The organism is Gimesia algae (assembly GCF_007746795.1).
Taxonomy (GTDB): Bacteria; Planctomycetota; Planctomycetia; order Planctomycetales; family Planctomycetaceae; genus Gimesia; species Gimesia algae.
The window spans coordinates 4,769,168-4,781,860 of the sequence record NZ_CP036343.1; the positions used below are offsets into that span (position 1 = coordinate 4,769,168).

Annotated in this window: 8 protein-coding genes; 5 read left to right on the forward strand and 3 right to left on the reverse strand. The window is 50.5% G+C overall.

The features are described from left to right. The first annotated feature begins 34 nt into the window (after nt 1-34). Both Pan161_RS17655 and Pan161_RS17660 read left to right on the forward strand, forming a co-directional pair. A complete protein-coding gene (locus Pan161_RS17655) occupies nt 35-2,653 on the forward strand; it encodes a PVC-type heme-binding CxxCH protein (RefSeq protein ID WP_145229306.1) in 2,619 nt (872 codons plus the stop codon). Between the two features lie 259 nt (nt 2,654-2,912). After that, entirely contained in the window at nt 2,913-4,583 is a 1,671-nt protein-coding gene (locus Pan161_RS17660) for a HEAT repeat domain-containing protein (protein ID WP_197995381.1), read from the forward strand. A 17-nt stretch (nt 4,584-4,600) separates the two neighbouring features. Here the strand turns inward: Pan161_RS17660 and Pan161_RS17665 are convergent, their stop codons facing one another. The 3 genes from Pan161_RS17665 to Pan161_RS17675 form a co-directional block, all read right to left on the reverse strand. After that, nucleotides 4,601-5,875: a hypothetical protein gene (locus Pan161_RS17665; RefSeq protein ID WP_145229310.1), complete on the reverse strand. Its 1,275-nt coding sequence runs from the start codon at nt 5,873-5,875 to the stop codon at nt 4,601-4,603. Nucleotides 5,876-5,938: 63 nt separating this feature from the next. Beyond that, nucleotides 5,939-7,531: a hypothetical protein gene (locus tag Pan161_RS17670; protein ID WP_145229312.1), complete on the reverse strand. Its 1,593-nt coding sequence runs from the start codon at nt 7,529-7,531 to the stop codon at nt 5,939-5,941. 341 nt (nt 7,532-7,872) lie between these two features. After that, nucleotides 7,873-9,135: a rhomboid family intramembrane serine protease gene (locus Pan161_RS17675; protein WP_145229315.1), complete on the reverse strand. Its 1,263-nt coding sequence runs from the start codon at nt 9,133-9,135 to the stop codon at nt 7,873-7,875. 189 nt (nt 9,136-9,324) lie between these two features. Here Pan161_RS17675 and Pan161_RS17680 point away from each other — a divergent pair, with 189 nt between their 5' ends. The 3 genes from Pan161_RS17680 to Pan161_RS17690 all read left to right on the forward strand — a co-directional run bounded on the left by Pan161_RS17680 (nt 9,325) and on the right by Pan161_RS17690 (nt 12,579). After that, on the forward strand, nt 9,325-10,443 hold the full coding sequence (locus Pan161_RS17680; RefSeq protein ID WP_145229317.1) for an FtsW/RodA/SpoVE family cell cycle protein: 1,119 nt from the start codon (nt 9,325-9,327) through the stop codon (nt 10,441-10,443). Between the two features lie 160 nt (nt 10,444-10,603). Next, the gene (locus tag Pan161_RS17685; RefSeq protein ID WP_145229319.1) at nt 10,604-12,172 is read left to right on the forward strand and encodes a pyridoxal phosphate-dependent decarboxylase family protein; all 1,569 of its coding nucleotides are present in this window, start codon (nt 10,604-10,606) and stop codon (nt 12,170-12,172) included. Nucleotides 12,173-12,321: 149 nt separating this feature from the next. Next, a complete protein-coding gene (locus tag Pan161_RS17690; protein ID WP_145229322.1) occupies nt 12,322-12,579 on the forward strand; it encodes an RNA polymerase subunit sigma in 258 nt (85 codons plus the stop codon). Nucleotides 12,580-12,693: the final 114 nt, after the last annotated feature.

Genomic DNA, 12,693 nt, shown 5'->3' on the forward strand with positions numbered 1-12,693 from the left:
TGCCTTTAAAAGTTCTAAAAGAAAGCCAACAGCAGTGAAGAAATCTCTAAATATTTTCCTGTGCCTGATCACAGCGATCCTTGCTGTAATATCATCAAACCAGCTCAGAGCAAACGAGCAGAAACTTGAACTGAAACCACACGATCATATTGTTTTCATCGGCAATACCTTTCCGGAACGCATGCAGGACGCAGGTTATTTTGAAACACTGCTGCACAGTCGCTTCCCCGATAAGGAACTCGTTGTCAGGAACCTGGGCTGGTCGGCTGATGAACTGACATTGCGTCCCCGCTCCAAAGATTTTCAGGATCACGGGCATAATCTGGAAGATCACAAAGCAGATGTCATTATCGCCTGCTTTGGTTTCAATGAGTCCTTTGCCGGAAAAGCAGGACTCCCCCAATTCGAAACAGATCTGAAGAATTTCATCGACACAACCCTGGCAGCCAAATACAACGGTAAATCACATCCGCGGCTGGTTCTCTTTTCCCCCATTGCTACAGAAAATCTGAACCGCCCTGGCCTCACAGACGGAAAAGAAAACAACGAACGCATTAAGCTCTACACGGACGCGATGCAAAAAATCGCTAAAGAAAAGAACGTGATCTTCGTCGATCTTTTCACGCCCAGTAAAAAACTGATGGAAGCTGACGACCACGCTTTAACATTCAATGGCATCCACCTGACTGACTACGGCTACCAGCAGCTTGCTCCCGTCATCGACGAAGCACTGTTCGGACCACGAGATACGTCAGGTTCAACCGTGGACATGAAAAAACTCCGCGCCGAAGTTCTGGAAAAGAACAAACAATTCTGGTACGACTATCGCGCCGTCAATGGTTACTATATTTACGGCGGCCGCAAAGAACCTTTTGGCGTGGTTAACTTCCCGTCTGAATTTGCCAAGCTCCGTAAAATGATCGCCAATCGCGACAAACGCATCTGGGCCGTGGCACAAGGGAAAACGGTCCCGGTAAAAATTGATGACAGCAACACTGGTGACTTCGCCGACATCAAGACCAACGTCAAAGACCCGGCTTCCATTAAAATCACTTCGCCTGAAGAATCACAGAAACAGTTCGAATTGCCCGAAGGCTTCGAAATCAATCTGTTCGCTTCCGAAGTCGAATTCCCCGAACTGAAGAACCCTGTGCAGTTCGCCTTCGACAGTAAAGGCCGCCTCTGGGTCTGCACGATGGCATCCTACCCGATGTACCTGCCAGGCAAAGAAGTCGATGACAAAATCCTGATCCTGGAAGACACAAACGGCGACGGACGTGCCGACAAACAGACGGTCTTCGCTGACGGCCTGCATCTGCCCACTGGTATTGAACTGGGAGACGGCGGAGTCTATGTCGCTCAACAGCCGAACCTGGTCTTCCTGAAAGACACCGATGGCGACGACCACGCTGACTACAAAGAAATCGTCCTGCACGGATTCGATTCCGCAGACTCCCATCATTCTATCAGCGCCTTTACCTGGGGACCCGGTGGCGGCCTGTACTTCCAGGAAGGAACCTTCCACCACAGTCAGGTCGAAACCCCCTATGGTCCACAGCGCGTCAAGAACGCAGGCATCTTCCGCTATGAACCGCGTACCGAAAAAACAAGTATCTTTGTCTCGTACAGCTATGCCAACCCCTGGGGGCACGTCTTCGACCGCTGGGGACAGAACTTTGTCGCCGATGCGTCCGGCGGAGCCAATTACTTCGGTACCGCCTATTCCGGTGACCTGGATTATCCTCGCAAACACGCCGGCATGAAACACTTCCTCAAAAAACAATGGCGGCCGACCGCAGGTTGTGAGTTCGTTTCCAGCCGCCAGTTTCCCGATGAACTTCAGGGGAATTACCTGCTCAACAACTGCATCGGCTTTCACGGCGTACTGCAGTACAAAATGAAAGATGATGGTTCCGGTTTCGCAGCTGATCCTGTCGAACCATTGGTCAAATCGACCGATACGAACTTTCGCCCTGTCGACCTGCAGTTCGGCCCCGATGGAGCGCTGTACCTGATTGACTGGTTCAACCCGCTCGTAGGACACATGCAGCATTCGATTCGCGATCCCAACCGCGATGCACAGCATGGTCGTATCTGGCGTGTTACCTATTCGAAAAAACCATTGCTCAAAGATCCGAATATCGCAGACGCTTCAATCCCTGAATTGCTCGACCTGTTAAAAACCTATGAAGATCAGGTTCGTTACCGGGTTCGTCGTGAACTGCGTGTCCGTGACACAAATCAAGTCATCGACGCCTTGAATCAATGGGTTGCCGGCCTGGATCCCCAAGAGGAAAACTATCAGCACAACCTGCTGGAAGCGCTCTGGGTCCGCCAGAGCCTGGATGTCGTCGATGTCGACTTCCTGAAAAAGATGCTGCAATCTCCCGAACCCAAAGCGCGGGCCGCCGCCACGCGTGTCCTTTGCTACTGGCGTGATCGTGTTGACAACTCTCTGGACCTGCTGCAGGTTCAGATCAATGATGAAAACCCAAGGGTCAGACTGGAAGCCATTCGTGCACTCAGTTTTTACAATGATCCGCGTGCACTTGAGATCGCCGTTGAATCACTGATTCATCCGCAGGACTATTATCTTGAGTACGCATTAAAAGAAACGATGGATACCCTCGAAAAACGCATGGAAGCCAACTAGTTTTTCGAGTCACACCTGAAGGAATTAAAAACCATCCCGGAGTCAATCAGTAATCCGGGATGGTTTCCCTCACCCTGAATTCCTTTGATGCCGGGCCACCTGACGGCCTGTCTTATTTTCTTACCTTATGCAGAGTTAGTTCATAATGAGAATTCGATCCCGTATCTTTTCCGCCCTTAGCATTACAGTCATCGCGATGCTGTTGAGTTTATCCTGCTCCGGAGAATTATCAGCCCAGTCCCAGAGTAGTGTCTCTCACATGATGAGACTTCTCAAAAGCGGCCGCATTCCTGCCTCTCGCCAGGGTACGATTATTGAACTGATCTGCCGCAAAGGAAATCCGGAAGAACTCGGTTTTATCTGGGAGCAAATCGTCAACGATAAGTTCCAGGGAGAAGTCAAAGAAAAATCGCTGCTCGCGCTGAAAGAAGCATTTCAGAATCGAAAAATCAAACCCTCTGGTTCCCTGGCTGACATCAGTAAACTGATCGACGCCAAACCGCCCGTCAATCAGATTGCAATCGAGCTGGCAGGTTTATGGAAAGTCTCCGGGGCAGCAGACAAATTACAACAACTGGCTCTCTCTGCCAAAACCGATGAGAAACTACGAACGGCATCCATTGACGCCCTGGTTTCCATTGGAGGTCCAGAGAGCATCAAAGCCATGCAGAAACTGACGGAAGAGAATTCCCCGGCTGATATACGCTACCTGGGTGCAGCCGCCCTGGTCACCCTTGATCTCAAGCAGGCTATCACCGCAGGCATCAAAATCATGGCCTCATCGAAAGCCGGTGATCCAACCCCGTTCATTGAAGCAATCCTCGATACACAAGGAGCCCCCGATCAGCTGGCAGCCGCACTTTCAACTCAAAAAGTTCCGGAAGATGTCGCCAAAAAGCAACTGCGTTACATGTACTCTGTAGGTCGCAGTGATAAAGCTTTGAGCGATGCTCTCAGTAAAGCTGCCGGGATGTCAGGCGAAGATAAAAAACTCACTGAAGAAGAATTCAAACAACTGCTCGCTGATGTCATCGCGCATGGCAATGCCGAACGGGGCGAGCAGATTTTCCGACGCGCCGACTTGAGCTGCATGAAATGCCACTCTGTCAGTAAAGCAGGCGGCGAAGTTGGCCCAGACCTGAGCCCAATCGGCGCCAGTTCTCCCGTGGATTATCTCGTTCGATCGATACTCTATCCCAACCAGGCAGTCAAAGAAGCTTACCAGACCTATGTAATCGTCACGATCGAAGGCAAAATCATTCGCGGAATCATTGTTGATCGCAATGAAGAACGTGTCATTCTCAAAGACGCCAACGGCAAAGAAATCGTCATTCCCGTTGATGACATCGATGATGAAGCGGAAGGCGGATCCCTCATGCCACAGGGCCTCACCAAATTCCTGACACGTGATGAACTGATTGACCTGGTGAAATATCTGTCTGTGCTGGGCAAACCAGGTCCGTATGCGATCCGCTCCAAACCGACGATTCAACGCTGGCTGGCAATGCGGGAGATCCCCAACCTGTTATTGACGAATGAGAACCCGGACGAAGAACTGTTCGAAGAACAGGTTTTGCGAGCATCCACAACGGCATTCGTTCCACAGTATGCGATGGTGGCTGGTCTACTCCCCTTCGAAGAACTCAAAAGTCTGAGCACTGACTCGAAAGTACTGCTGCAGGCTGAACTGGATGTCACCGAAGCGGGCACCGTTGGCATTCGTATCAATTCCGCTCAGGACACCAGCATCTGGATCGATTCACAGCGTCTGAAATCTCAAACAGAAAATGAACTTCAGCTCTCGAAAGGCGTTCATAAACTGACACTGCTGATCGACCTTGCAAACAGGAGTGATCAGGAGGGCGTACAGGCAGAGTTCTTTAAACCTGCCGGCTCCAAAGCATCATTTACGGTAGTCGGCGGTAAGTAATCGCGGTTCGATGGGCCCTACAGCGTCGGCTTAGGGGCTTCGATTGCTTCGTCCTGTTCAGCAGTCACATCCGGGACATACGGATGCGTCTTCTGCCATTCCTTCCAGAAGGGAGCGGCATGAGTATTCCGCCAGAGGGCCAGTGCATTTCCGACGTGACTGTAAAACGTGTATTTCTGCAGAATTTCCGCTTCAGTGTGAGAAGTGGTATTATTAATCACCCACTTCGCAGCTTTCACAATCTGCTCGTGCGGTGGATGCAGTTCTTTCGGAGCGATCGCCAGCCATTCCAGATGATGTCCCGTCGCAATTACATTTTTGTATTCGGGAATCACTTCAGTACTGGTCAATGCGGCCTTGCCTTCCATCCAGTTGGCTGGCCAGTGTCCATCTTCGTACTGACACTCACTGATCAAGTCTCGCACGCGTTCCAGGTAGGAGTACGCTTCAGCCCGTGCAGAATCGGAGAGAATATCGAATTCGTCATCCAGGCGGACCAGCAACATCAGAGAATAAACCCGATGGGTGCCGACACAGACTCCATACTTCTTATGTCCGCGAATCAGTCTCCGTGTTAATTGATCAAACGAAACAGTCCGACCATCGGTCGTCTCCCACTCTTTTACTGGAGGAATCCACAAGCCAAACGCCATGGCCGACCATTCGACTTCACGTTCATCCAGACGAAAATCTCTTAATGACTGCTGAATCACATCATTGATATCCATATTACGTTGAGCGGGCGCAAACACGGGCGCATCCCGATGAATGCCTGCTTCTGTTAAGGAAGCCAACCAGTGATCGTGATGGACAGAACCTCCCACCTGACTCCCCCAGCGAATCGAAATCCCCTGCGGTTGATCAATCAGCAGCGGCGAAGCTTCATCACCCCACGATGCCAGGTAGCGACCGTGGTCGGTGAGAAAATCACACATTTCGGCCCCCGAGACTACACTCGGATCCTGAAACGTAGAATGAATACTCCACGTACGTAAGGCATGTTCGACATGGTTGGGCTTCAGATGTTGGCGCGGAAACTTAGGGCGAACCTGCTTGAGCACAGCCGCCAGTTCCTCATCGGTAACCACAGAAGGATCGTCATACAAGGCGGAAATCCGCAGTGGTTCTTCCCGATCGATTTTCACTTCCGGGTAGTATGTCTGATCCAGAAAGGTGCTGTTAAAAGCCTGGCGGGTATCGCGTGAGCCCAATGTATAGGCTCCGCAAAAAGCGACGACCACCAGAACCTGAACCGCAATCATGGTTTTCGATGACAACTTGCGTGATTTCATGACAGATCTCTATCAATATTAAAATAGGAACAATGTAATTTAGAGAAGCAGCTTTGATGTCGTTTACCGAATCGGGTTGTTTCGTATCAGCACGACGCTACGATCATCTTTGTAACCCACACGCCATGCTCCGTCTCGCTCCAGACGACGCGTCAGGGTATTCCGTCGGGGTAAATCAAGTACCACCGTATTCACTCCGTAACGTTCCAGCAGCTCTTCCGCATCACCTGACGAATTCGCGATTCTGAGGTAATGATCCCAGACTTCGCGAGGCAGCAGATGCACGTGAGAGTCAGCAAAAACAGAAGCGTTCTCCGGTCCATCCCAGAGCAGGTAGTCTCCCAGTTCCATTGAGTTAAACAGCTGGCCTTCAATATTTTTCTCTTTGAGATAATCCGTAGCGCCGATGGGAGTGGAGGCGGAGACGCTCTTTTCGAAATCGACCTGTTTACCGTGCAGGATTTGCGAGCCGATCGGAGTAATCGCAAAACAGATCCAGACCATCCCCACAGAAACAACGGTCCATTTCCCGGCACAATACACCTCTCCTGCATCAGGATCAGCCAGTTGTCTGCGTTTCTGTCCCCAGATTGCTGCACCATGCAACGCCAGGTAATAGGCGGCGACAGGTGCCCACCAGAGAACCATGCGCGAACTCCACATGGCGGCTGCTCCCAGTCCCACCAGCAGCAGAACTTCTGTAGTCCCAATACGTCGCGGAGTAAAACGACTGGCAATCACAATCAGCAATGCCAGTACAGCCGCTGTCTTCCCCTGGAACATACGCAGGGTCAGCGGATTCCACTCGATGAGGGCCTCCAGATTGGGATTGGAAGAAAAGCTGAAGACTTCAGAATATAATTGTATTCCGTAGGGATTGAACAGAACGGCAACTGCTGAAAGCTCCAGCAGCAGAAAATAGCGACGCGTGACACTGTCTCCGAACATGGCTTTCCAGGAACCGGCTTTCCGGCCTACATCCACTGCGCGACCAACCAGAAAACAACCAATCAATCCCAGTCCCACCGGGAATGAGCCATGCAGATTCGCCCACAACGCAAATACCGCGGGAATCAGAAACCAGTAGAAATTGCGCCATTGGCGGGCATTTAATAATGTAAATAATAGAACAAAACTGAGCAGCCCTGCCAGTTGAGGCCTTACGATTCCCAGTTGTTTCCAGTCGCAGACCAGAAAGGCAGACACACAAACCAGCCCCCACCAGAAACTGCTGGTCCGCTTTTGTACGCGAAACAGCAATAGACCCAGGCAGGCTGTAATCGCAGCGGCATACAACAGTTTAATTCCTGCGACACCGAAGATTTCATATGTCTGGAAGGCAAAGATCTGAGTCAGCCAGGCGGTATCAATGAACGGGACTCCTGAAGACAACGGAACCAGAGGCTCCAGCGCAGGAATGCTGCCGGTCTCCCAGATCAGCTGACCATAAGTCAAATGCCCCCAGATATCGGTATGCCAGAGAGGCATCGAACTGAATAACACAAAAGTCACGGAAAGAACACAGACCGTGAAGAAAGTAAATCGCGAAACACGCAGCGCTTCGGGAAAGCGATCGACCAGGACCGCATCTTCAGTCTGTTCTTCTTCAGGATTCTGATTCGTGGAGTCGTTTTGGTTTTCCAAAGCTGTAGCCATAATATACAGATCGATATGAAAAGAGAATTAATTACATCATATGTTGCCCGAAGAGCTCAATCGAGAGAGATCAACAGATTCAACGTTTCTCTCTGCGAAAATACCTGCGGCGCAGCATCACAACAGATTTGTTTACGTAAAGAGTAGGTCAGGCAAGCCGCAGGTAGAAAAATGTCTTGCAGGAATCAGTGATGTCGCCAAAAAACGACATTTCAACTTGACCTTAATGACGGATGTACCAGTTTTAATGATTTTAACAATCAATCAGATCACTGGCGCATTTCACATCAAATACTCGTTCCCACTGCCCTTTGAGACGCTCCAGTAAAACGGGACTCAGCCTAAAGTGTAACACCTTCCACCGCGCTCTGAGGAGAGCGCGGATCAACGGGAGGCGCAGTCAGATCGCGCGGCTGAGGTGCCCCCCGGCGCTCCGTTTCTTTCAAAAACAGAAACTCATTCCCGGATTGATCTGACTTGGGTAAAGACACATCTGCTGACGCCACTGCGGATTGATCCAGTTTAAATCGCTCCAGCCAGGCATCGGATTCATCGCCGAATACTTCTGTGACAATTCCAAGCGCTTTCTGCTTCTGCTGTTCAGAGTTGAACTGTTTCCAGATTAGTCGCGTAATCTCGATCCCTTTATCATAGGAACGATTGCGTTCCAGCGATCGCAGCATGATCTCCCAGGAATGAAACGGAACTCCTTCCGTGCGAAACAGACTGAGTGCCAGTTCTGCCCCGATCTTAGGTTCACCAGGCGACAGTTCCATCCCCTTCTGCAGATAGACAATCTTTTGATTGGGATCGGTTTCATGCCGCGCCAGGTACCAGTAATACTTACCATTCCAGACCGGATGACATACCAGATAAGTACCAGGGATAATCAAAACCTGAGATAAGACAAACAGGAACCGGAGCGTCCCTGCAAAACGGGATCGATTGATGATGACGGCACCCGCCAGGATTCCATAGACAAATCCGGAAAGATGTGCTGCATTCGCAATATTCAGAATACCGAAATGTGTTAATACAAAACACAGAATCAGCCAGCCCAGTCCCCAGTTGACTTCACGATCAGTAAACACTTCAGCGATTTCAGGATGAATGCGGCGGAGCATCATCAGTAACCCGAACATCGCAAATGCGCCCCCCGATAAACCCACGGGATAATGTTCCAGAAAATATTCCGGCAGGAAGGAAACATAGGTCGCCAGGATCAGAAACGCAGCATATATCCAGTGTTTCATTACGGGCTCTATCAGCCGCCCTAAAAACCCGATCGCCAGGCAGTTCATCAGCAGATGCAACACATCGCCATGATGAAAGCCGCTGATCAGAATTCGCCACCACTCCCCGGACCAAAGATCAAAGGGACCACCGGTCGGGTATTCTTTCTCTTCAACCAGGGGATGGTCATGCACAAAGACCAGGGGCTGAACAGCGCCCAGTTTCCATAACGCATCGTCGAAACTTCCCGCGTTGGAGATCCCATGATCGATTCTGTAAATCTGTACCGCTAGAAACAAACCAATCGCAAAGGCGATATAGGCTGCAGTGACAGGATACTTTGAACAGGCTCTTCGCAGTGATTGAAACATGGAAAACGATTGATTTAAACCGGGATAGGAATGAATGACACTGAGAGAATAGCTGATTTGAAGAGCTTTGACACCCGTAATTCAATTTCACTCGAGCGAACTTCATCAAAAAAAGATCGCTCTTTCCTGATCTGCTGATTTACGCTAAAAAACGCCTGTTCGTTTCAATACTCTGAGGTTAAACTCGCAATGATCCATACAGGTATTCGTAGAATTCCATGGTCGATCCTCTGCTGTATCCTGATTCTGATGGGGTGCGGCCTGGCGGGAATTGCGCGCGGAGACGAACTGGTCGGCCAGGGACACTATTTCCAGAAACAATGCATCTGGATCCTGATCTCGCTGACCGCCCTGTTTGGTACGATGCTGTTTCCCTATCGTAACCTGCGTGGCATCAGCTATCCCCTCTTTCTAGGCACACTTCTGTTCCTGATTGCGGTCTTTTTTATTCCCGCAGTCAACGGTTCCCGCCGTTGGATTCCATTGGGCTTTTTCAAATTTCAGCCTTCTGAACTCGCAAAAATCACCTACATCCTTGCCCTCGCACATTACCTGATGTATCGCAAGAACTATCGACGGATTCCGGGACTGATTGTCCCCTTCATTCTAACCTGCGTGCCTGTAGTTCTGATCCTGCGAGAACCAGACCTGGGCACATCGTTGCTCTTCTTTCCCATTCTGTTTGCGATGCTGTTTTCCGCAGGGGCGCGTCCCAGACATCTGATTACCATTGTGATTCTGGGAATCTGCACACTGCCTCTGCTCTGGCTGGAGATGAACGCAGAACAGAAATCGCGAATCGTCGCGTTGTTCACACAACAGGATGGAGGCGAATTACCCAAAGGTGATGGCTATCATCTCTATCAATCCAAGCAGATGCTGGCTCTGGGAGGTGTCTGGGGTAGCGAAATTGCCGGCATGCCCGTCGATGATCCCGCTGCCTATCATCTTCCCGCGGGCCGGACCGACTTTATCTTCTGTCTGGTCGGGGAACGTTTTGGCATGCTGGGCTGTCTGTTTACCGTCCTGGTGTTTGCTGCGCTGTATATTCGCGGGCTGCAGATCGCGACTGCCACGCGCGAGCCCTTCGGACGCCTTGTTGCCGTTGGCATTGTGACGCTACTGGCCTCACAGACGATTATCAATACCGGCATGACAGTCGGACTGATGCCAATCACGGGAATGACGCTCCCCCTGATGAGTTACGGGGGCACCAGTATGCTCAGTACCTGCCTGGCGCTGGGACTGCTGATTAATATCTGCATGCACCCCGGTTACGAAATGAACACCGAACCATTTCGCTTTTAGAGCTCGCTTCTGAATGACAGCTTCTGCAGATCTGCTCCGAACCGCCCGATTTCGTTTTGTACACATTCCCGCACGCTGAAAAACAACTACAATATTCACACAGATACGCAGATTTTTTCAGAGTACGACGACCTGCATTCGCTCTCAGTAAGAAACGCTTATGACCAAAGCAGCCCCCGATTTATCAGCAGCCCAGTCCCGAATCCAGGCGATTTATTCTCCTGAGTTACTGGAGACGGCCAGCCAGACCTTAAGTGAATTACTCACAAACCATGCGCGTACTCTGCAACTTGAGACAACAAACGTCCTCAACTGGGCGCACCCTGCCGATAACTTCAAAGCTGCCCTGCAGCAACTTAACCAGGCCCCTATGAATGATGCGGGGGAAAGGGACATCACTCAGACAGTTGACGCCTTTCGCCAGCTGGCTCAGACCATGCTGGACAAGGGACACAACCTGCAGAACCCCCGCTATATTGGTCATCAGGTCCCTGCATCCCTGCCGCTGGCCGGTCTGTTCGAAGCCATCGTCTCGGTCACGAATCAGGTGATGGCCGTCTACGAAATGGGCCCCTGGGCCACTGCCGTCGAACTGGCTCTGATTGAATCTCTGGGTCGCGAAATTGGATACGCTCCGGGTACATTCGCCGGTCTGGTGACACACGGAGGTTCGCTGGCAAATCTGACAGGATTGCTGGCGGCCCGCAATCTGAAATGCCCTGATCTCTGGTCGCAGGGACCGCAGGCAAAACTGGATGCAGTCCCCGTGATCCTGGTTTCCAGCGATGCCCACTACAGCGTGACCCGTTCCGCAGGCATATTAGGTATCGGAGCAGACAATATTATCAAGGTTCCCCTTGATGAGCGGCGGAAAATGAATCCTGCTGCGCTCCAGCAACTGATTTTCTCCTGCCAGGCAGAAAACAAAACCATCATCGCCGTCGTCGCCTGTGCCTGTGCCACTCCTATTGGTGCTTTTGATCCCCTGAATGACATTGCCGACCTCTGCGAACAGCATGATCTCTGGCTGCATGTCGATGCTGCACATGGTGGACCAACCTGTTTCTCAGAGCGACACAAACATTTAACGGCAGGGCTGCACCGGGCCGACAGTGTGGTCTTTGATGCCCACAAGATGATGTTTATGCCTGCGCTTTGCGCATTTCTGTTTTATAAAAACAAAGCGCATCAGTTCTCAGCCTTCCAGCAACAGGCCGCGTACCTCTTCGATCCTTCTGCTCCTGAAATTGCAGAATATGACATCGGTTTGCGTACCATCGAATGCACCAAACGTGCCAACTGCTACGCACTCTGGGGGATCTGGTCACTGTTTGGTAAAAGCCTGTTCTCCGACCTGGTGGACATCACCTTTACCACCGCCCGGACATTCTATAACCTGCTCCAGCAGGCATCTGATTTTGAACCAGTACATGAACCAGAATGCAATATCGTCGTATTTCGTTATCAGGCCGAATGGCTCAATGCCCTGTCGAGGGAACAACAGAATCTGTTCCATTTCAAGCTGCGACGGCAATTGATTGAATCGGGGGAATTTTATATTGTGCATTCCGTGATTAATGAACAGGCCGCATTCCGGATTACTGTGATGAATCCTTTGACGACAGAAGTGCATCTGAATCAGTTATTAAACACAATTCGACACCGTGCCAGCGAACTGCAAAAGACGTTTGATGCCCCGCCTCTGGTCGATCATTGTGAACAGACTTGACAATTCAGGTTCAGATCGAAAGAATCACCGCTCAGAAAAGACAAGAACACAGTCTCTTGTTATAATTCGACTAATAACCTTTGACGAAAATATATTGTGTTTGAAATCGCCACCGGGCGAATTTAGATTCGAAATGGAGAAGCAAGATTATGAGCGGCCCGATTGTTCGAACAGGTACGACTCCCAAATTCTGGGAAAATTATGACAAGATCTTCGGCGATCCAGCCAAAAAAGGCACCAAAAAGAAAGCGGCAGCAAAAAAAGGCGCAAAGAAGAAAACTGCAAAAAAAACAGCAGGCAAAGCCCCCGCTGCAAAATCTTCTGCTAAAAAAGTGACAGCCAAAAAAACCGCAACGAAAAAAACCGCAACAAAAAAAGCAGCCAAAAAGAAAACGCAGAAAAAATAATCTGATTCCGGAACAGACTCCCAGATACTGATCCGGCAGGCGCTATTCCGGTTGACGTCTGATGGCTAAACAAGGTGCTCAAGTTCAGTGAATCCTGAATCCACAGCGACTAAG

Excerpts from the sequence above, each read along its gene's own strand:
- Pan161_RS17660 (WP_197995381.1), top strand. The coding sequence starts at position 2,913 with ATGATGAGACTTCTCAAAAGCGGCCGCATTCCTGCCTCTCGCCAGGGT.
- Pan161_RS17665 (WP_145229310.1), bottom strand. The coding sequence starts at position 5,875 with ATGAAATCACGCAAGTTGTCATCGAAAACCATGATTGCGGTTCAGGTT.
- Pan161_RS17670 (WP_145229312.1), bottom strand. The coding sequence starts at position 7,531 with ATGGCTACAGCTTTGGAAAACCAAAACGACTCCACGAATCAGAATCCT.
- Pan161_RS17675 (WP_145229315.1), bottom strand. The coding sequence starts at position 9,135 with ATGTTTCAATCACTGCGAAGAGCCTGTTCAAAGTATCCTGTCACTGCA.
- Pan161_RS17680 (WP_145229317.1), top strand. The coding sequence starts at position 9,325 with ATGATCCATACAGGTATTCGTAGAATTCCATGGTCGATCCTCTGCTGT.
- Pan161_RS17685 (WP_145229319.1), top strand. The coding sequence starts at position 10,604 with ATGACCAAAGCAGCCCCCGATTTATCAGCAGCCCAGTCCCGAATCCAG.
- Pan161_RS17690 (WP_145229322.1), top strand. The coding sequence starts at position 12,322 with ATGAGCGGCCCGATTGTTCGAACAGGTACGACTCCCAAATTCTGGGAA.